This is a genomic window from Sorangium sp. So ce295, from assembly GCF_051527405.1.
GTDB lineage: Bacteria > Myxococcota_A > Polyangia > Polyangiales > Polyangiaceae > Sorangium > Sorangium cellulosum_B.
This window is the reverse complement of record NZ_CP150324.1, coordinates 4110299-4129638: the sequence shown is the minus strand read 5'-3', so window position 1 is coordinate 4129638 and position 19340 is coordinate 4110299. Positions and strand designations below refer to the sequence as shown.

Sequence of the window (19340 nt, the reverse complement as noted above, 5' to 3'; positions counted from 1 at the left end):
CGGTCGAGCGTCAAGGGCGCGTGCTGCGCCGGCGGCCTGCTGCGCGGAGGAGCGAGCTCAAAATCGAGCGCTGCCAGCGCGGGTGCAGATGATTCTCGATCTCATCGAACCGCATGATGACCTAGTTCCGCCCGCCAGGAGTCCGGCCAGAGATCGGGAGAGAGAATTCAACGCAAAGGCGTAAAGGCGCAAAGGCGCAAACGAAAGAACAATTGTCGTGCATTTTGGCGTCCTGGCGCCTTTGCGTTGAATTCTCTCCGCTGGCGAGGCGAGAAGGCTGGGGCCGCCGCCCTCACATCGCTGCTCCCGCGGCAGCGGACATCGCCTGTCCCGGCCCGCCAGGCGCGGCCGCGGCCACGGGCAGGAGCGGCACGCCGTCGCGGTAGATGACCACGTTCCCGAGCGCAGCCGGCACCCGCGGCCCCGGCGTGACGATGCCGACCAGGTTCAGCGGGTCGCACGCCGAGAGCTGCACGATCTCGCCGGACAGGGGCTCTCGCCGGACGGCGCGGAGCGCGTCGAGCGCCTCGGGCAGCGCGAAATGCTCGCCAACGAAGCCGGCGACGAGGTGCCCTCCCCGGAGCTGACCCGCCATCTCGAGCCGCCGGTAGACCCGGAGGAGGTCGCGCCACGCGGGCGGCCGCGGCTCGCGCGCGAGCAGCTCGCGACAGACCACGCCGTAGCGGCGGAGGTACTGGTGCGCGAGCGCCTCGACGACGTCGGGGCCCTCGGCGCCCTCGCCGGCAGCGGGCGCGAACGCGTCCGGCCGCGATCGCAGGAGCGACCACCTGCCCGACGCGACGGGGCCGCCCCGGCGCGCCCCGCCGCGCAGGCGGCCCGCGCCCAGCGCGACGGCCGCGCCGCCGCCGAGCAGCGAGCGCAGCGCCGCGAAGCCGTCGCCGGTCACGAGCCCCGCGGCGACGAGCTCCCAGAGCGCCTCCTCGACCTCGTCCCGGGAGCGGCCCGCACCGCCCGCGCTGCCCACGCCGACGGCGAGGTCGTCGAAGAACGACGCGCCCGCGCGCGTCAGGAACGACAGCACGCCCTGCGCCGCCTCGGAGAGCGACGCCGGCGGCGGCGCGCCCTCGGCCTCCCGCGGCGCGAGGAGCCACGGGAGATCGCGGCGCAGCGCCAGCGTGATCGGCGCCGCGCGCGTGGGCGCCGCCGCGTCGCGCGGGACCACGCGGCCCCACGCCACCTCGCCGGACAGGCAGAGCGCGTCGAGCAGCCCCTCGTCGTAGCCGGCCACGCGCGCGGGCAGCACCGCCTGCTCCCACGCGCCGGCGGCGAGCTCGAAGCCCTGTAGCTGCTCGATGACCCGCCCGAGGCCCCCCGGCCCGCGCGCCTGCGTGCCCGGCCGCACGCCCTGCCACGCAAGGAGGAACCGGAGGAGCTCCGCCGCGGTCGCGGGCTCGATCGCCTTGCGCAGGCCGGTGACGGTGCGGCGGTGGATGCGGGCGAGGAGATGGCGGTCGCACCACTCGATCGACGGATCGCCGCCGCCCGCGGCGGCCTGCGCCGGATCGCCGCCGCCCGCGGCGGCCTGCGCCGGATCGCCGCCGCCCGCGGCGGCCTGCGCCGGCCGCGAGGGCGCGCTCGGCAGGAAGCGCCCGCGCAGCGCGCCGCCGGCGAGCTCGATCCGCGCGAGCGCGGACAGCGCCTCGTACGCGGGCACGTCGAGCCGCGACGCGAGATCCTCGGTCGAGATCGGCCCCGCGGCGCTCAGGAAGCCGCGGACGAGCGCCGTGATAGCGGCGCCGCGATCGACCGTCCCGGCGGCCCCGCGCACGGCGGGCGGCACCGCGACGTCGGGCGCAAACACCGCCTCCGGCCAGATCACCTCGACCAGCGGCCGCCGCTCGGTCGCCACCCAGCGCGGCGCGCGCGGCACGCCCGCGCCCGGAGCGGCGCCCACCTCGGCCGCGCGCCCCGCGGCGCAGAGCGCCTCGAAGTGCCTCGCGAGGCCGCTCCGGATCCCCTCCTCCGCGGGGAGCGCGACCCGGTCGAGCAGGAGCTCGTGCAGCTCGTCCGCGTCGCGCACGTCCGGCCGCGCCTCGGCGACCACCTCGGCGACGACCTGCGGGTCGAGCCCGCCCAGCCGCTCGGCGACCTCCGCCGGGAGCCCGCGCCGCACCCGGACCGCCCTCGCGCGGCGCTCCTCCAGCGGGGCGTCGTCGAGGAACGCATAGGGGTTCGCGTTCAGGATCTCGTGCGAGAAGACGCTCGGCTCCGGCGTGTCGAGCGCGACGACGCGGATCGACCCGCTGCGCAGGCCGACGAGCAGCGCGCGCAGCCCCTCGACATCCATCAGCTCGGTCAGGCAGTCGCGCAGGGCCTCGCGGACGAGCGGGTGATCCGGCGGATCGACGTGCGCGAAGAGCCCGTGGTTGTCCTGGCAGCCCTGCTGCTCGGGGAAGATCGAGAGCAGGAGGTCGTCGGCGCGCATGCGCTGGAGCGCCGGAGGCACCCGCCGGCCCCCGCGGAACCGGAGCAGCGCGAGCGCGCGGGACGCGGCCCAGCGGAAGCGCGTGCGGAACATCGGGCCCTGGAGAGCGGCCTGGACGAGCACCTCCTCGAGGCCCTCGGGGCGGACCAGATCGAGCACCTCCTCGATCGGGATCCCGTGCTCCGCCGACAGCGAGAGCAGCACGCCGTCGTCGGTCGCCGCCGCCTGGAGCTCGAAATCGAACGAGCGGCAGAAGCGCTTGCGCAGCGCGAGCCCGAGCGCGCGGTTCACGCGGCCGCCGAGCGGCGTATGGACGACGATCTGCTGCCCCCCGGCCTCGTCGAAGAAGCGCTCGACCACGACGGTCGCGCCGCCCGGGACCGCGCCGAGCGCCGCGCGCCCCGCCTCGATGTAGTCGCGCACGAGCAGCGCCCCGCGCGCGTCGAGCGCGCACGCCTCCATGAGCCAGCGCGCCGCCCGGGACCACGCCGCCCGCGCCTCCTCGCCGCCCTGGCCCCGCTCGGCCGCCGGCCGCGCCCCATCGGCCCGCTCCTCGTCGAGACGCGCCGCGACCTCGGCGCGGAGCGCGGCGACCTCGGCCGAGAGCTCCGGGGTGCGCGCCGGCGCCTCTCCGAGCCAGAACGGCACCGTCGGCGCGGCGCCGTGGGCGTCCTCGACCCACATCTGGCCGCCCTCCAGCCGGAGCACCCGCCAGGAGGTGTTGCCCAGCAGGAAGACGTCGCCCCCGGACGACTCGATCGCGAAATCCTCGTCGAGCGTGCCGACCTTGGTGCCGTCGGGCTGGAGCACCACGTCGACGGCCGCGATGTCGGGGATCGCCCCGCCCGAGGTGAGCGCGGCGAGCCGCGCGCCGCGCCGCCCGCGCAGCCGGCCGCCGATCGCGTCGCGGTAGACGAGCGACCCGGCCCGCTGCCGCGCGCCACGGGCCGCGGACGCGCCGTCGTCCGCGGCGGCGGCGCCGCCCGAGACCATGGCCACCACCGCGTCGAAGTCGCGGCGCGAGAGGCCTTCGTAAGGCGCGGCCCGGCGGACGAGCGCGTAGAGCGCCTCCTCGTCCCGATCCTCGCACGCGCACGCGGCGATGATCTGCTGCGCGAGCACGTCGAGCGGCCCCTCGCGCGACGTCATCCGATCGAGCTCGCCGCGGCGCGCCGCGCGCACGATCGCCGCGCACTCGACGAGCTGGTCGCGCGTCAGCGGGAAGAGCCGCCCGCGCGGCGTCGCGGCGAGGGCGTGGCCCGAGCGGCCGATGCGCTGGAGGGCGACGTTGATCGACCGCGGCGAGCCGACGAGGCAGGCGAGATCGACCGCGCCGACGTCGATGCCGAGCTCGAGCGACGCGGTCGCGACGACGACCCGGAGCTCCCCGGCCTTGAGGCGCCGCTCGGCCGAGAGGCGCCGGGCCCGCGAGAGGCTGCCGTGGTGGGCCGCCACGACGTCCTCGCCGAGCCGCGCGCCGAGCGCGTGCGCGACCCGCTCGACGAGGCGGCGCGTGTTGACGAACACCAGCGTCGATCGCGCTCCCTCCGCGAGCGCCGCGATGCGGTCGTAGATCTCGGTCCACTGCTCGTGCGTACAGACCGCGCCGAGCTCGTCGCGGGGCACCTCGATGGCGAGATCGAGGTCCCGCCGCTGCCCGACGTCGACGATCTGGGGCAGCTCGCGCGCGCCGGCGACGAGCCGGGCGGCGATCTCGATGGGGCGGACCGTGGCGCTGAGCCCCACGCGCTGCGGCCGGGCGCCGCCCTGGCCGACCACGAGGTCCTCGAGCCGCTCGAGCGAGAGCGCGAGGTGGGCGCCGCGTTTGTCGCCGGCGATCGCGTGGACCTCGTCGAGGATCACCGTGCGCACCCCGGAGAGCGCGCGCCGCCCCGACGCGCTGGTCAGCAGGATGAACGCCGACTCCGGCGTCGTGACGAGCACGTGCGGCGGCCGGGCCGCCATGGCGCGCCGCTCCTGCGCGGGGCTGTCGCCGGTCCGCACGAGGGCCCGGATGCCCGGCGCGGGCAGGCCCGCCGCCTCCATGGCCGCCGAGATCTCGGCGATCGGCTGCTCGAGGTTGCGGTGGACGTCGTGGGAGAGCGCCTTCAGCGGCGAGATGTAAAGGACGTCCGTGCGGTCCTCGAGGGCGCCTCGCGCCGCGTCGCGGACGAGCCGGTCGAGGCAGAAGAGGAAGGCCGCGAGCGTCTTGCCGGCGCCGGTCGGCGCGCTGATCAGGGCGTCGCGACCGGCCGCGATGACCGGCCAGGCGCGCTCCTGGGCGGGGGCGGGGGCGCCGAAGCGGTCACGAAACCACCGATCGACGACGGGGTGAAACATCCCGTCGAGGGTAGCCCGCCGGGGGGAGAGGCGAAAGCGAGAGGGGCGGCGGCTGGCGTGCGGGAGCGGCGCCGGGCGAAGGCCCGCGGCGACCTGGGCGAGCGCTCGACGAAAGAAATCGACAGATGCCTGTCGGGTTCTCTTCTGGCCTTCCGGATGAAGGGGTGAAGCGCGCGGAGGGCGGGGTGAGATGCCCCCGAGACCGCACATGCTGCCGGAGCGAGGCTCACAGAGGCCTGTCTCCAACCCCGAGAGGAGAGCCCCGATGTCTACCCCCTCGTGCGCCTGGACGGCGACGCGAAGGCGGCCATTCACCTCGACGTGAAGCGCTCGGACATCGATATCAAGCTCGAGGGGAGCCGGGGCCCGCTCGATTTCGACCGCAGGTCGCTCAACAAGACCATCAACGCGCTGCTGGACGCCGTTTCAGCGCGCCGTCTTCGACGCGGAGTCCGGTCAGACCTGGTCAGAGTGGGAGTTGCGATCATGGCCATCGAACGTTGGGGCGAGTGGGCACTTGCCTTCGCAAAGGCGTTTAACCCCCCACCCACCGCAAAGGCGGTTGGCCCCCCTACCCTACCGTGCCGAATCTCCCCGAGCTCTGACGCGCGGCTGCGTCACACGCGCCGCTGGCTGCCGTTCTGCCAGGCGATGAGCGCGAACCAGACCATCATCAAGATCGACGCCGGCGCCAGCACCGTCGGGGGCAAGAAGGGCGAGACGAAGCTGTAGGCGAAGAGCCAGGCGCCGGCGGGGACGCCGACGAGCTTCACCGGCAGCGAGGCGGCGCGCGACGCCGTCACGATCCAGATGCCGGCGAAGATGTGAGCGCCGAGCCGCACCGGATCGGCGACGGCGTGGGGCACGTCGTTGAGCGCCATCACGCCGGTGGTCACGTCGAGGAACAGCCAGCCGTAGCCGGCCATCCGCGCCCACTCCGGCGCGCGCAGGCTCGGGACCAGCGCGAAGACCGCGAGGTGGAAGGCGAGCCCCGGGTACTCGGGCCACCGCGCGCCTGGGGCGACGGCGAAGCTGACCATGACGGGGGCGAAGCACAAGAACGCGGCGCTGGCGGCGACGCGCGGCGAGCACGGGGCGGCGGACGATTCCTGCATTGCGTGGGCTCCTCGCTATCGAGCGCGAGCATGCGGTCCGACCGCGGCGTCGTCTTGGGCTTCCTTGCGCCATTGCGCCATTGCGCCAACGTTGGCGCGCGCGCGACCGCCAGCGTCGTTGTCGAGCGTTCGCGCGCAAACTTCGGAGAGCGCGACCGCTGGCGTCGGTTTACGCTCGGTGGATGCCTAGAGACGCCGCGCCCGTGCGCACCGAGCTGCGCGCCTACGCCGACGTGCCCGGGGTGCGCTCGCTGCTCGTCGACGCCGACGAGCGGCTGTGGTGCGCGGTGAAGGAGACGTACGCGGTGGCGCTGATCCATCGCGGGCGCGCGGAGTTCTGGTCGCGCCGCGGCGGCGTGGCCAGCGCGCCGGGCGACCTGCACTTCGACGCGCCGGGCAGCGTGCACAAAGATCTGCGGCGCGACGGGCCGGCGCGCTTCCAGATCGTGACGTTCGACGTGGCGCTGGTGCGCGAGCAGGCCGAGCGCCGCGGCCTGCGGCCGAGCCTCTCGCTGCGGGTGCCGCTGCTCGAGCGGCGCCATCCCGATCGCCGACCGTTGCTCGCCCTCCACCGTGCGTACCGCGGGCGGCCCGATCCGCTCACGCGGCAGGTCGTCGTGGCCGAGGCGCTCGACGCGCTGGTGCGCCAGCTCGACGGCGCCAATGCGCGGCCACACGCCGGCGTGGCGCGCGGCCGCCTCGGGCGCGCCGTCGAGCTCATCCACGCGCGCCTCGGCGAGGCCCTCTCGCTCGACGAGCTGGCGGCGGCGGCCGGGCTCGATCGCTACCAGCTGTGCCGTGCGTTTCGCGCCGAGCACGGGATCCCGCCGTACACCTACGTGCTGCGCATGCGCATGGCGCGCGCGTACGCGTGGCTGGCGGCGGGCAGGCCGGTGAGCGAGGTGGCGAGCGTGCTCGGCTTCTGCGATCAGAGCCAGCTGCACGGCCATTTCCGGCGCGCCTTCGGGATCACGCCCGGCGCCTTCGCCCGCGCCGCCCGCCGTGGCCACGCGCCGCTCGCGGTGGTCGAGCGATAGGCCACGCGCCGCTCCCGAAAAGTCACCGCCACACGCGCGGCGCCGCGCCGTCAGCGCCGGCCGCGGCCTCGCCGGGCCGCGCGCTCCGCCTCTTCCTCGCCGAGCTCATCCGATTCGGCCTCGTCCGCGTCGAGCGGCGCGATCCGCGACCTCTTCGACGCGCCCTCGACCGGCGCCGGCGGCGGCGCGCTCCCGCGGATCTCCTTCGCGATCCGCGAGAGCACCGTCGCGACCCCCTCCTCGACGGCGTGCCCGAAATCCTCCGCGCTCTGCTCGAGGCGCTCCTTGCGCTCGCGGCGCTCGGCCTCGCGCTGCTCCTTCAGCCGCCGGTGCTGCTCTTTCCGCGCCTGCGCGGCGCTGCGCTCGAGCTCCCCGCGGATCTGCGGCGGGGACACGTCGCTGGAGAGCGCGCCGAGCGCGTGGAAGGCGAGCCCCAGGCCCCACCCGAGCAGCGGCCAGAAGAACCACCACGGCCCGTCCGTGAGCGCGTTCACCGCGAAGAGGAACGCGTTCACGAGGAGGTACGAGAACAGGTGCGAGCGGAACTCCTTGCGCCGGCGCGCGAGGATGGCCACGCGCGCCTCCTCCTCGCCTTGGACATGCTCGATGTCGCGCGACGCGGCCTCGATCGCGGCCCGGGAGATGCCGATCTCCTCGGCCGCCGCGACCAGCTCGTCATGGCTCACGTCGCGCGTCTGCGCGTCCCGGAGGGCGCGCTCCAGGATGGCCCGCACCTCGGCCTCGGTGTACTGCCGCCCGCTCTGCTTGCCCGGTTTCACCATCGCTCTCCTCGCGACCGCGCGGAGCATACGCTTGACCGCGTGCGGCCGCGCCGCTTCCATGAGCGGAAGGACCCCATGAGCAGCGAAACCGCCTCACAACGCGTGGGGACCACGATCCGCAACAAGTGGACGCTGGAGCGGCTGCTCGGCGCCGGCGGCATGGCCGCCGTCTACGTCGGCGTCCACCGGATCGGCCGCCGGGACGCGCTCAAGATCCTGCACCCGCAGGCCGCGAAATCGAAGGAGATCTGCGACCGGTTCGAGCGCGAGGCCCAGGCCGCGAACCGCTTCCGCCACCCGGGCGCCGTCGAGATCCGCGACATCGACGTCGCCGAGGACGGGGCGCCTTTCCTGGTGATGGAGCTCCTCGAGGGCGAGTCGCTCGCCGAGCGCGAGCGCCGCCTCGGCGGCCTCCCGCTGGCCGAGGTGCTCCGCTTCACAGCGCAGGTGCTCGACACGCTCGCCGCGGCGCACGCGCAGGGGATCATCCACCGCGACATCAAGCCGCCCAACCTGTACGTCGTCGGCGACGGCGCAGCGGACTCGCCCGCGCACGGCGGCGTCCCGCGCATCAAGGTCCTCGATTTCGGGCTCGCGCGGATCCGCCAGGACTCCAGCCTCCAGGGGGAGCTCACGCGGATGGGCCTGGTGCTCGGCACGACGCCCTACATGCCGCCGGAGCAGGCGAAGGGCCGCGACATCGACACCCGCGCCGACCTCTTCGCGGTCGGCGCCACCATGTTCCGGCTGATCGCCGGCCGCCATGTCCACGAGGCGAGCACCGACTTCGACCTCCTGCTGAAGATGGGCAGGGAGCCGGCGCCGCCGCTCGCGCAGCGCGCGCCCCACGCGCCGCGCGACGTGTGCCTCGTCGTCGATCGCGCGCTCGCCTTCGACCGCGACCAGCGCTACCCCGACGCGCGCCAGATGCTGGAGGACGTGCGCGCCCTCCTGCGCAGCGAGCCGCCGCCGCGCGCGTCGCGGTTCGCGCACGCGCTCGCTCCGGACGCGATCACGCTGCGAGAGCAGCCGTCGCCCCGGGGCGCCACGGACGAGAGCGGGCCCGCCACGATCCCGGTGCACCCCGCGAGCGTCTCGACCGCTGTCGAGGGCATCACGGGCATCACCGTCGACTGGAGCGACGAGCCGCCCGTGAGCGGCGCCTCCATCACCAAGGAGTGGGTGCGCCCCGAGGCCGCGAAGGAGGACTCGATCGCCGTCGACTGGAGCGACGAGCCGCTGGACGGGGGCGCGCCCGCCTCGCGCCCGGCGCGACGCTGACCGGACGGCGGGCGGATCCATCCGTCGGGGCGAAAGCGCCGCTGCCGCCCGAGCAAGACGGGAGCCGCTCGGCTAGGATGCGCCGGCCATGCTCGGCGAAGCGAAGCGGATCTACCTGGCCACGCGGAAGAAGCACGATCAGCTCTTCAACACCTACCTGATGCGCCCGCTCGCCGGCGGCGTGGTCGCGCTCCTCGCGCGGACCGCGATCACGCCGAACCAGGTGACGCTGCTCAACCTCGCCGTGTTCGTCGTCGCGGCGGCGCTGCTCGTCGCGCTGCCCACGGCGGCGGGGGGCCTCGTCGCCGTCGCCGTGCTCGAGCTGAGCTACCTGCTCGACTGCGCCGACGGGATGCTGGCGCGCCACAAGCAGCTCGCGTCGAAGGAGGGCCACCTCTTCGACTTCTTCACGGACGAGCTCAAGGCGGTGCTCCTCTCGGGCGCCCTCTCGATGCGCCTCTTCAGCGCCGGCGGCCTCGGGCTGGACGGCGGCCGCTGGCCCGGCGGAGACCCGCGCTTCCTGCTCGCCGGCGTCGTCGGGGTCGCGGTGATCGCCTCGGCGATCTCGCTCACGAACTTCGTCCGCCGCCCGGAGATCAGCGGCAAGGAGACCTCGGTCTCCGCCTATTACGAGACCGCCACGGAGGAGCGGCCCCGGTCGCCCGCCGCCCGGGCGGCGGGGCTCGTGATGACGTTCCTGCGCTTCCTGAACCACTACCCGAGCCACATCTGGGCGTTCGCGCTCGCGGACCGGCTCGACGTGTTCTTCTGGGTGTATGTGCTGATCAACCTCCTCTACCTGGCGAAGGGCTGGCTCGGGCTGCTGCTCAGGTTCGGACGGTCGTAGCCCCTCATCGCCCCCACCGTGGGGCCATGTCACAGGGAGAAGGCGTCGAGACGACCCACCCTGCGTTCCTGTGTGCGATGACCGAACAGCGTGATCTGCCCCGACGGACTGGTGGAGATCCTGGGCCCGGTTGAGGTATGAACGCGCGATGGAGATCCAAGATCTTTCCGACTTCATGCGCGCCGACCCTCGCTTCGCCACCCGCCGCAAATGGCTGATCCTGAGCGAGACCGTGTACACGCCCACGGGTGAGAAGGTGGAAGAAGGGTTCCGCTACTTCACCTGCCCGATCGGAGCGCTCACTGCCGCCCTGGAGAGGCGGGACTTCGCCGCCATCGCGAAGCTCCCCTTCGCCCTGGATGGGGAGGGCGAGCCGGACACCTCCGCGGTGCGCCTGGATCTCGCCTATACCGCGTCCGGTGCGCTCGCCGCCTTCCAGCCCGTGGAGTATCGCGACCACGCGCCCACGTGCGTGTCGGCGCCCCTGGTCCTCGAGCGCGCCGAGGCCCAGGCGCTCCGCGACATCCTGCGAGAGCTCGACCAGTCCGCCTAGCACGACAGCCGCGGTTCGAGGGCAGCACCCTTGGCACGCACGCAGCCGGGTGCTGCTCCGCTGCTCGCCCAGCGCGGCCATGCTGGCGGCCGCTCCTTGCAAGCTCCCTGGTGGCTCGGTTAAAGCGCCTCGATGCGGCGATCCCTTCCTTGGCTGGCTTGCTTCACGCTCGGCCTCGGGCCCGTCGGCTGCGGCACAGAGGGCGATGACATGACCCCGGCCACACCGTCGGAGTACAAGCACCCTTTGCCGGAAGGCGCGAGCATCTGTGGGCGAGCCGACTTCGAGGAGATGTTCCCTTTCTCCCTTCGATCCTCGACCCTCCCCGTGCTCGTGCACCATTACAAGGCGGAAGAGCGCGACACCGCGCGCCAGGTCCTCGCGTTCGTCGAGGAGGGCTGGGACTATCATGTGCGCCAGATCGGCATGCGCCCGCCCATCGGCGATGGCGGAGAGTGCGGGCCGGACGACGCGCTCGATGTGTTCGTGTGGAGAGGCCACCGCAGCTGCCTCGTCGACGTCCTCGGAGGCGAGCCGTCGACCTCATGGGACGACCGGCACCCCACCATGATCGTCGATCCGTGGGGGCCTTACGGCGGCGCCGCTCTCGAGGAGACCGTGGTGCACGAGATGGCGCACGCCTCGCAGGCCGCGGACGACTGGAGCGAGAGCCCCGTCGTGTTCGAGATGTCGGCGACGTTCCTCGACCAGGTCCGCGCGGATCGCTATGCGGGCGAGGGCCTGGCCGACTTCCAGAGGCACCCGGAATGGGCGATCGACCACAACGACCATTACGAGACATGGTCCATGTACGGCGCCTCCATGGTGCTGCTCTACCTCAAAGATCGGTTCTTCGACGGCGATCCGCGGTTCGTCTCGCGCATGTGGCTCGGGTCGCGCGACGCCCCCGCCGCGGGCGACGGCGCGCAGCCCAACGAGCCTGACTTCGTCGATGCGCTCGATGCGATGCTCCGGGAGGCGGCGGGCATGAGCTATGTCGAGGCCGTCCCCGAGCTCGCGCGCTGGCGCTGGTACACCGGCGATCACATCGACGATCGCCATTTCCGGCACTTCGCGGGCGGCCTTCAGCACCTCGCGGCGGCCAAGCTCTCGCTGGCAGCCCAGGCCGAGGCCAGGCCGGGCAGGATCGACGTCCGCGAGCGCGCGCCGATGTTGCTTGGCACCAGCTATATCGAGCTCTCGGCGGGAGCGGACACGCCGCGATCGCTCCGGGTGTCGCTCGAGGCGCCCGACGACGCGAGGCGCCGCTTCGTCGTCCAGGCCGTCCCCGGTCTGACGCCCGACTCGGACGGCGAGATCCTGGATCTGTCGTCCGGCTCCGCGGAGCTGAAGCTCGCACCGGACGGGAAACGAACGCTCGTGGTGACCGCGCTGCCCACCGGGGCCTACGATCCCGACGCGAGAGGTGAAGAGCGGTATCCGTTCACCCTGATCGTGCGCGACGACGCGGCCGCCGTCGCCGACGTCGAGGCGCGTCGAGGGCGGCTCTCGGCGCCTGATCCGAGGTGAGGCGCCGAGAGCCCACCTCCAGCCGACCGCCGAAAACTGGCCCTCCTCCCCCTCCTGTGCACTAGGGTCGGCGCGCCATGGACACGCCGCCTCGAACGCGCGCCGCAGCCACGCTCGCGGCGAGCCGCCATGCGCTCGCGCTCCTCGCGCTCGCCGCCTCCCTCTCGGCCTGTGGCCGCTCCGGGAGCGCCGCCGACGCGCCCATCGAGCTCCCCGGCGCCGCCGGAAGCCAGAAGGCCCAGGGCGCCTCCGCCGCCGCCCTCGCCTCCCCCGCGGCCCTCGCCTCCCCCGCCCCGGCCGAGGACGAGCCGCCGCACGGCCTGCCCGCGGGCCCGCCCATCGTCTCGCTCGGCGGCGTCGCCACCCCGCCGGCGCCGATCCCCGAGGGCCGCCCGCGGCTCGCCAGCACCTCGATGCTCACCCGCGTCCTTGCGCGGCCCAGCGCCGACGCGAAGCCCGTCGGCTTCCTGCGCGCCGGCGCGGTCGTGGAGATGGATCCCGAGCCCGCCGGCACGTCCGGCTGCCCCGGGGGCTTCCGCAAGATCAAGCCGTTCGGCTACGTGTGCGTCGGCCCCGATGCGACGCTCGACCTCGACGACGAGATCGTCCGCGCCACGGCCCGCCGCCCCGACGTCACCCACAAGCTCCCGTACATGTACGGGACCGTCACGCGCGGCGGCCCGGCCTACGCGCGCATCCCGACCGAGGACGATGTCGCGCGCTTCGAGCCGAGCCTCAAGAAGCACCTCGATCGCTGGGCCAAGGACGAGGAGAGCGGCGCCACCTACGGCCTCGACGTCTGGCTCAAATGGAGCGCCGAGCCCGCCCCGCCCGCGCTCGACGCGCTCGCGCAGCGCATCACCGATCGCGAGATCCCCTGGTACCTGCGCGACGGCCGGCGCGCCCCCAACCTCTCCGGCCTCATCAAGGCCGCTGACGCCGTGAAGATCGACGAGGTCTCGCGGCGCAACGGGATGGCCTTCCTCGAGTCGTTCCTCCACGAGGGCCGGCGCTACAACGTCACCACCGATCTGCGCGTCGTCCCGGCCGACCGGTTCCGCCCCATCCGCGGCTCCGAGTTCCACGGCGTCGAGATCGGCAAGGACATCGACTTCCCGTTCGCGCTCGTGCGCCGCGCCGGGGGCAAGCGATGGCGCGTCGAGGGCAAGAAGCTCGTCGACGGCGGAGAGCTCGAGTGGCGCTCCGCCGTGCCCCTCACCGGCAAACAGCAGTTCTTCGGCGGCAAGCTGCACTACGAGACGAAGGACGGCGACTGGGTCGACGACCGCCACGCCGGCCGCATCGACCCTGCCAAGAAGATGCCTGCCTGGGGCAAGAACGGCGAGAAGTGGCTCGACGTCAACATCACGAAGCAGGTGCTCGTCGCCTACGAGGGCACGAAGCCCGTCTATGCGACGCTGATCTCGAGCGGCGAGGCGGGGCTCGAGGACCACGAGTCCAGCACCGCGACCAAGCGCGGGATCTTCCGTATCCACACGAAGTTCGTCACGAGCACCATGGACTCGGACACCGTCGGTGAGGAGTTCGAGCTTCGCGACGTGCCTTACGTGCAGTACTTCGAGGAGGGGTATGCGCTGCACGGCGCGTACTGGCACGACAAGTTCGGCCGGCCCAAGAGCCACGGCTGCATCAACCTGTCTCCAGAGGACGCCCGCCGCCTGTTCTTCTGGACCGAGCCGGCCGTCCCGCCGGGATGGCACGGCGCAGCGCGCTCGCTGACCGGCACCGTGGTGTTCGTCCACCCCTGAGCCGCGCGGCGCCACGGCGCCACGACCGCCAGGCGCCCGGCAGCCCCTCGGCTCGGGCAGGGCAAGGGCAGCACGAACGCTCGGCGCGCGCTCGCACGCGAGAGGAGCGGGACAGATCGATCGGAGGCCACACTCCGTGCGACTGCCGGCTCGAACGGCGCCGGGGTCGTGGTAGCGTCCCGCCCATGCAGCTTGCCGTCGTGGGAACAGGGTATGTCGGCCTCGTCGCCGGCGCGGGGTTCGCGGATTTCGGGAATGACGTGGCGTGCGTCGACGTGTCCGCTGCCAAGATCGAGATGCTGAAGCGCGGAGAGGTGCCGATCTACGAGCCCGGCCTCGACGTGCTGATCGCGAAGAACACCCGCGACGGCAGGCTCCGGTTCTCCACCGACGTCGCCGGCGCCATCCGCGACGCCGAGATCGTCTTCATCGCCGTCGGCACGCCCCAAGCCGACGACGGCTCCGCCGACCTCTCCGCCGTCGAGGCCGTCGGCGAGACGATCGGCAAAAACCTGAACAATTTCAAGGTAATCGCCACGAAGAGCACGGTCCCCGTCGGCACGGCGGACCGGCTCCGGCAGATCATCGGCGCCAACGCCGCCCAGCCGTTCGCTGTCGCGTCGAACCCGGAGTTTCTCAAGGAGGGTGACGCGGTCAACGACTTCATGAAGCCCGATCGCGTGATCATCGGCTCGGACGACCCGAAGGCGCGCGAGATCCTGCGCCACCTCTACAACCCGTTCGTGCGGGCGAGCGACCGCATCCAGCTCATGGACGCGCGCTCGGCCGAGCTCACCAAGTACGCCGCCAACGCGCTGCTCGCGTCGCGCATCTCGTTCATGAACGACCTGGCCGTGCTCGCGGAGAAGGTCGGCGCGGACATCGAGCTCGTGCGCAAGGGCGTCGGGGCCGACCCGCGCATCGGCACGAAGTTCCTGTTCGCCGGCCCGGGGTTCGGCGGGTCGTGCTTCCCCAAGGACCTCTCGGCCATCCTCTACACCGCGGGCTCCGTCGGGCACGATCTGGAGATCGTCCGGGCGACCGAGCGGATCAACGCGCGGCAGAAGCGGCTGCTCGCCAGCAAGGTGAGCGCCCACTTCGACGGCGCCCTGAAGGGGAAGACGATCGCGGTCTGGGGGCTCGCGTTCAAGCCGCAGACGGATGACATCCGCGAGGCGCCGGCGCTCACGCTCATCGACGCGCTGCTCGAGGCGGGCGCGACGGTCCAGGCGCACGACCCGCAGGCGATGCCGAACGTGCGGGCCATCTACGGGAACCGCATCCTCCTGAGCGACGGCATGTACGGCGCGGCCGAGGGCGCGGACGCGCTGGTCGTCGTCACCGAGTGGCACGAGTACCGGCGCCCGGACTTCTACCGGCTGAAGCGCATCCTGAGCTCCCCGACGCTCTTCGACGGGCGCAACATCTGGGAGCCGGACGAGCTCCGCGGCATGGGGTTCGTCTACACGGGCATCGGCAGGAAGTAGCGCGCGGCGCCGCCGTTGGCGCGGCGTGGCGCGCCGCCGACGTGGCGCGCCGCGCCCCTCAGGCGTCGTCGTGGTCTGGCGGCGGCGCCTGGCGGCGGGTGCTCGGCGCCTCCTCGCCGACATACCGCGGCAAGCTCACGGGCGTGTGGTTGCGGTTGCCCGATAGCTCCTCGCCGAGGTGCCGCGTCCCGTTCGCGGGCGTGTGCCGCCGGCTGCTCGGCGGCTCCTCGCCGAGGTGGCGCGCGGCCATCGGCGTCGGCATCGACATCTGCCGGCTGCTCGGCGGCTCCTCGCCGGTGTGCCGGTCCCAGCGCCGCTCGAGCATCTTCCGATCGACGCCGATGAGCCGCGCCGCGGCCGCCTTGTTGCCGCCGCAGCTCTCGATCGCGTGGTGCAGGACGGCGCGCTCGATCACGCGGAGCTTCGATCCCAGCCGCTCGGGCAGCGCGAGCAGGGCGCGCGCCAGCCGGTCGATCTCCGCTGTGGCGTCCACGACCGGCCGCTCGCGCGCGAGCTCCTCGAGCGTGGGGACGTCGATGAGATCGTCGTCCGCGAGCAGCCCCAGCCGCTCGACCACGTTCCGGAGCTCACGCACGTTGCCGGGCCAGGGCCGCCGGACCAGCCACGCGATCGCGTCGTCGGTGTAACGCAGCTTGCGCGGGAGCTCCGCGCTGAACGCGAGCAGGAGCTCGATGAGATCGGCGTCGCGCTCGGCCAGCGACGGGACGTGCACCGTGACGACGTTGAGCCTGTAGAAGAGGTCCTCCCGGAAGCGCCCCTCGCTGATGCGCTTCTCCAGGTCGACGTGGGTCGCGGCGAGGACGCGGGCGCGCAGCGGGATCTCCGACTCGGCGCCGAGGGGGCGGAAGCGGCGATCCTCGACGACGCGGAGGAGCTTCGCCTGGAGCTCACCGGGCATCTCGGCGATCTCGTCGAGCAGGATGGTGCCCGCGCCCGCGAGCTCGAGCTGGCCGCGCATGCGCTTCTCGGCGCCGGTGAAGGCGCCGCGCTCGTGCCCGAAGATGAGCGACTCGATGAGCGTCCCCGGCAGCGCCGAGCAGTTGACCGCGACGAACGGCTCGCCGCGCCGCGAGCTCATCTCGTGCAGCGCGCGGGCGACCATCTCCTTGCCGCTGCCGGTCTCGCCGCGGATGAGCACCGTCTTGCTCGACTCGGCGACCCGCTCGATGATCCGGCGGACGCGCTCCATCCCCGCGGACGAGCCGATGAGCGCCTTCGTGCCGAACGTGCGGTCGACCCGCTCGCGGAGCCGCACCACCTCGCCCTTCAGGAGCAGCCGCTCGCGCTGCCCCTCGATGATCGGCAGGAGCATCTCCGGGCAGAGCTCGTCCTTCAGCACGTAGTCCTGCGCGCCGAGCCGCATGGCCTCCCGGATCTCGGAGAGCTCGCTGACCGACGTGACCATCAGCGCCGGCGTGCTCCGCCCCGAGGCCCGCACCCGCCGCAGGATCTCCAGGCCGCCGCGGTCGCGCGGATCGTCCGACAGGCGCACGTCGAGGAGCAGGAGGTCCGGCGCGCTCCGCTCGACGACCGTCATCGCGTCGTCCAGGCCGACCGCCTCCAGCACCTCGACCTCGTCGAGCGCGGCCAGGATCTGCCGCAGCGTGCGGCGGCCGCTCCGCTGATCATCGACGATCAGGATCTTCACGCGACCTCGTCCTCCGCGGTCATCGAGACGTCTGCGGCGGGGATCGAGATCACGAACCGCGTCGTGCCGTCGCGCCGCTCCGGCTCGATCAACCACCCGTGGGCCCGGACGATCCGGTGCGTGATGGCGAGCCCGAGCCCGGTCCCGCGGGGCTTCGTCGTGTACCAGGGCGCGAAGAGGCGCGACGCGTCCCCCGAGATGCCGGGCCCCGTATCCCACACGACGAGCTCGGCGCCGCTCTCGGTGGTCTCCCAGACGACCCCGATCGTCCCCTTGTCGCCGGCCGCGTCGAGGCCGTTCGAGAGGAGGTTGACGAGCACCTGCGTGGCCTGATCGGGATCGCAGCGGAGCCTCGATCCGGCGCTCACGCGCGCCTCGATCCGCCGCTTGCCGAGCTGATCGCGCAGGAGCATCTCCGCGCGGCTGACGAGCTCCTCGACCGCGAGGCGGCGGCGCTCGAGCTTCCTGTGCGTCACCCGGCGCAGCCCCATCACGAGGCGCTCGAGGCGCTCGACCTCCTCGCAGCCGATGTCGACCTCCTCGGCGTCCAGGCTCTGGTTCTTCGATCCGCGCTTGAACACGGAGCGGAAGAAGTTGATCGGGTAGCGCACCTCGTGGGTGATCTCGGCCGCGAGCGTCTCGATGAGCGCCGCGCGCTCGTCGCGCCACGCGGCGGCCTGCTCCCGCCGCCGCCGCTCCAGCTCCGCGTAGCTGTGGGCGTGCGCCATGGCGAGCGCGGCCTGGTTGCCGATCGTGCGGAGCAGGTCGAGATCCTCGCTGGTGAACAGGGCGCCGCCGCGCTTCTTGCCCACCTCGAGGACGCCGAGCAGCCGCCCGCGGAACATGACGGTCAGCGAGAGCTCGCTCGCGCTCGCGCTCGCCTGGGAGGGCTCGACCTCGATGACCCGCTCGCCGCTCGACTCGTCCGCCGTCGGCGCCGGCTCGCCGGGCGCGGCGCCGGCGCTGCCCGCGCCGTCGGCCGCGTCGACCGCGATGCGGCGGAAGGTGACGCGCTCGCAGGAGAGCCAGCGCGCCACCGTGCGCTCGACCGCGAAGGCGACCTCGTCGGGATCGGCGACGAGCGTCAGCTCCTCGCTGAGCTGCTCGACGGTGGGCTTGTACTCCGCGCGCGCCGGGAAGAGCTTCCGATCGCCGGCGCCGAGCGCGAACACGACGAGCGCCGCGCTGACGACGGCGGCCGGCGCCGCGACCTTGATCGCGCCGAGCAGCGGGAGGCCGGCGTACCCCGCGCACGCGGAGCAGAGGATCACCGTGAGCGCGACCATCATGCAGGCGATGATGACGCGCGTGAGCGGGCGCGACAGGAGCGCGCGGCTCCCCCAGAGGTCGTAGCGGATGAACGCGACGACGCTCGAGACGGGCGTGAGGGCGAGCGCGGGGATCGCGAACCACGCGAGCGTCGACGCCGGGGCGCCGAGCATGGCGAGCATGAAGCCGAGGGCGATCACCACGTGCGGCGGCGCCATCGCGAGGAGCAGCGCGCGCAGCGTGCGGCGGCGATCGCCCTCCGCCGCGGCGAAGCGGAGGATCAGCGTGATCGCGAAGAAGAAGAACGACGCCACGAACAGGATCGCGCAGACGCTCCGGAGCGCGACGGTGGTCCAGCCCATGGCGTGCGAGGCGAGCAGGGCGGCGGCGAGCAGGCCGCCGAGCCCGTGCGCGATCCGCGCGAAGACGGGGTAGCGCGCGATGAGCGGGACGTCGTCCGGCAGCCGCAGCGCCAGCGTGAAGAAGCTCATCGGGACGAGCGCGTAGGCGACGTGGAAGAACGGGACGAGGTGGCGCGAGCTGTGGTAGTCGAACAGCGCGAACTGGAAGAGCGCGGCGAACAGCGCGGCGCTCGCGAAGGCGCGGGCGAGCTTGCCGTGGGGGCTCGCGCTGAGGGCGATGAGCGCGGCGCCCACGTAGAGCGAGGCGACGACCATCAGCCCGCCGGCGTAGAACCACCAGGCGAGCGCGTCGAAGGGGACGAGGGAGAGCTCGACGTCGCGCAGCCCCTCCGCCGTCTCGACGCGGGCGTGCACCGAGCGGCGCCCCTCGTGCGCCGCCCGCTCGACCGCGGCGTCCCAGGCGCCGGCGCGGTAGCGCCCCGCGGTGCTCTCGAGGCGCCAGCCGTCGACCTCGACGACGCGATCCGGGTACCGGAGGCCCTTCTGGAAGCCCTCCCAGGACGGCAGGCCCACGCTCGAGACCACGCCGTCCGGATCGACGAGCACGCCGGGGAACGGGCGCTCGTACCAGCCCAGAGCGCTCCTCATCCCCGAGCCGCCCAGCACGAGCGCCGCGAGGACGACCACCGCGAGGAGCCAACGGCGATTCTCGATAGCTGGCATCGGGAGAGCCGACGGCGCGCAAATTGCGCCGCCAGCCACTCACGATACGCTGGAACTCCGGGTGAACCAACGGGGCTCGCGCGCCGGACGGGGAGCTACGCGCCCGTCACCCGCGATCCCGGCGCCCCAG

General features: G+C 73.2%; 13 protein-coding genes. 7 read left to right on the top strand and 6 right to left on the bottom strand.

The features are described from left to right. Positions 1–10: 10 nt before the first annotated feature. From WMF11_RS15690 to WMF11_RS15680, 3 genes are all read right to left on the bottom strand, one after another. Positions 11–115: an AAA family ATPase gene (locus WMF11_RS15690; RefSeq protein WP_437909171.1), complete on the bottom strand. Its 105-nt coding sequence runs from the start codon at positions 113–115 to the stop codon at positions 11–13. A gap of 177 nt (positions 116–292) precedes the next feature. After that, positions 293–4786 (bottom strand): DEAD/DEAH box helicase, encoded by a 4494-nt coding sequence (locus tag WMF11_RS15685; RefSeq protein ID WP_437978022.1) that lies wholly within the window; start codon positions 4784–4786, stop codon positions 293–295. 617 nt (positions 4787–5403) lie between these two features. Next, the gene (locus tag WMF11_RS15680) at positions 5404–5901 is read right to left on the bottom strand and encodes a hypothetical protein (protein ID WP_437909168.1); all 498 of its coding nucleotides are present in this window, start codon (positions 5899–5901) and stop codon (positions 5404–5406) included. Between the two features lie 182 nt (positions 5902–6083). Between WMF11_RS15680 and WMF11_RS15675 the strand changes: the two genes are divergently transcribed. Continuing rightward, positions 6084–6938, top strand: coding sequence for an AraC family transcriptional regulator (locus tag WMF11_RS15675; RefSeq protein WP_437978021.1), 855 nt, complete (start codon positions 6084–6086; stop codon positions 6936–6938). 50 nt (positions 6939–6988) lie between these two features. Here the strand turns inward: WMF11_RS15675 and WMF11_RS15670 are convergent, their stop codons facing one another. Next, entirely contained in the window at positions 6989–7720 is a 732-nt protein-coding gene (locus WMF11_RS15670; RefSeq protein WP_437978020.1) for a 2TM domain-containing protein, read from the bottom strand. A gap of 75 nt (positions 7721–7795) precedes the next feature. On the opposite strand from WMF11_RS15670, the gene WMF11_RS15665 reads away from it, so the two are divergent. The 6 genes from WMF11_RS15665 (at position 7796) to WMF11_RS15640 (ending at position 15187) form a co-directional block, all read left to right on the top strand. Continuing rightward, complete coding sequence (locus tag WMF11_RS15665; protein WP_437909165.1) at positions 7796–9001, top strand: serine/threonine-protein kinase; 1206 nt, start codon at positions 7796–7798, stop codon at positions 8999–9001. 88 nt (positions 9002–9089) lie between these two features. Then, entirely contained in the window at positions 9090–9848 is a 759-nt protein-coding gene (locus WMF11_RS15660) for a CDP-alcohol phosphatidyltransferase family protein (RefSeq protein ID WP_437552657.1), read from the top strand. A gap of 148 nt (positions 9849–9996) precedes the next feature. Beyond that, positions 9997–10401 (top strand): hypothetical protein, encoded by a 405-nt coding sequence (locus WMF11_RS15655; RefSeq protein WP_437299832.1) that lies wholly within the window; start codon positions 9997–9999, stop codon positions 10399–10401. A 210-nt stretch (positions 10402–10611) separates the two neighbouring features. After that, positions 10612–11931: a hypothetical protein gene (locus WMF11_RS15650; protein ID WP_437978019.1), complete on the top strand. Its 1320-nt coding sequence runs from the start codon at positions 10612–10614 to the stop codon at positions 11929–11931. A 77-nt stretch (positions 11932–12008) separates the two neighbouring features. Beyond that, the gene (locus tag WMF11_RS15645; RefSeq protein ID WP_437978018.1) at positions 12009–13700 is read left to right on the top strand and encodes a L,D-transpeptidase; all 1692 of its coding nucleotides are present in this window, start codon (positions 12009–12011) and stop codon (positions 13698–13700) included. Between the two features lie 185 nt (positions 13701–13885). Beyond that, entirely contained in the window at positions 13886–15187 is a 1302-nt protein-coding gene (locus WMF11_RS15640) for a UDP-glucose dehydrogenase family protein (RefSeq protein WP_437978017.1), read from the top strand. A gap of 58 nt (positions 15188–15245) precedes the next feature. On the opposite strand, the gene WMF11_RS15635 is transcribed toward WMF11_RS15640, so the two are convergent. Next, positions 15246–16856 (bottom strand): sigma-54-dependent transcriptional regulator, encoded by a 1611-nt coding sequence (locus WMF11_RS15635; protein ID WP_437978016.1) that lies wholly within the window; start codon positions 16854–16856, stop codon positions 15246–15248. Next, positions 16853–19210, bottom strand: coding sequence for an ATP-binding protein (locus WMF11_RS15630; RefSeq protein ID WP_437978015.1), 2358 nt, complete (start codon positions 19208–19210; stop codon positions 16853–16855). The genes WMF11_RS15635 and WMF11_RS15630 overlap by 4 nt, the downstream gene beginning before the upstream one ends. Positions 19211–19340: the final 130 nt, after the last annotated feature.

Coding starts and splice junctions, on each gene's coding strand:
- WMF11_RS15640 (WP_437978017.1), top strand. CDS start 13,886: ATGCAGCTTGCCGTCGTGGGAACAGGGTATGTCGGCCTCGTCGCCGGC.
- WMF11_RS15675 (WP_437978021.1), top strand. CDS start 6,084: ATGCCTAGAGACGCCGCGCCCGTGCGCACCGAGCTGCGCGCCTACGCC.
- WMF11_RS15680 (WP_437909168.1), bottom strand. CDS start 5,901: ATGCAGGAATCGTCCGCCGCCCCGTGCTCGCCGCGCGTCGCCGCCAGC.
- WMF11_RS15630 (WP_437978015.1), bottom strand. CDS start 19,210: ATGCCAGCTATCGAGAATCGCCGTTGGCTCCTCGCGGTGGTCGTCCTC.
- WMF11_RS15650 (WP_437978019.1), top strand. CDS start 10,612: ATGACCCCGGCCACACCGTCGGAGTACAAGCACCCTTTGCCGGAAGGC.
- WMF11_RS15670 (WP_437978020.1), bottom strand. CDS start 7,720: ATGGTGAAACCGGGCAAGCAGAGCGGGCGGCAGTACACCGAGGCCGAG.
- WMF11_RS15645 (WP_437978018.1), top strand. CDS start 12,009: ATGGACACGCCGCCTCGAACGCGCGCCGCAGCCACGCTCGCGGCGAGC.
- WMF11_RS15685 (WP_437978022.1), bottom strand. CDS start 4,786: ATGTTTCACCCCGTCGTCGATCGGTGGTTTCGTGACCGCTTCGGCGCC.
- WMF11_RS15655 (WP_437299832.1), top strand. CDS start 9,997: ATGGAGATCCAAGATCTTTCCGACTTCATGCGCGCCGACCCTCGCTTC.
- WMF11_RS15690 (WP_437909171.1), bottom strand. CDS start 115: ATGCGGTTCGATGAGATCGAGAATCATCTGCACCCGCGCTGGCAGCGC.
- WMF11_RS15665 (WP_437909165.1), top strand. CDS start 7,796: ATGAGCAGCGAAACCGCCTCACAACGCGTGGGGACCACGATCCGCAAC.
- WMF11_RS15660 (WP_437552657.1), top strand. CDS start 9,090: ATGCTCGGCGAAGCGAAGCGGATCTACCTGGCCACGCGGAAGAAGCAC.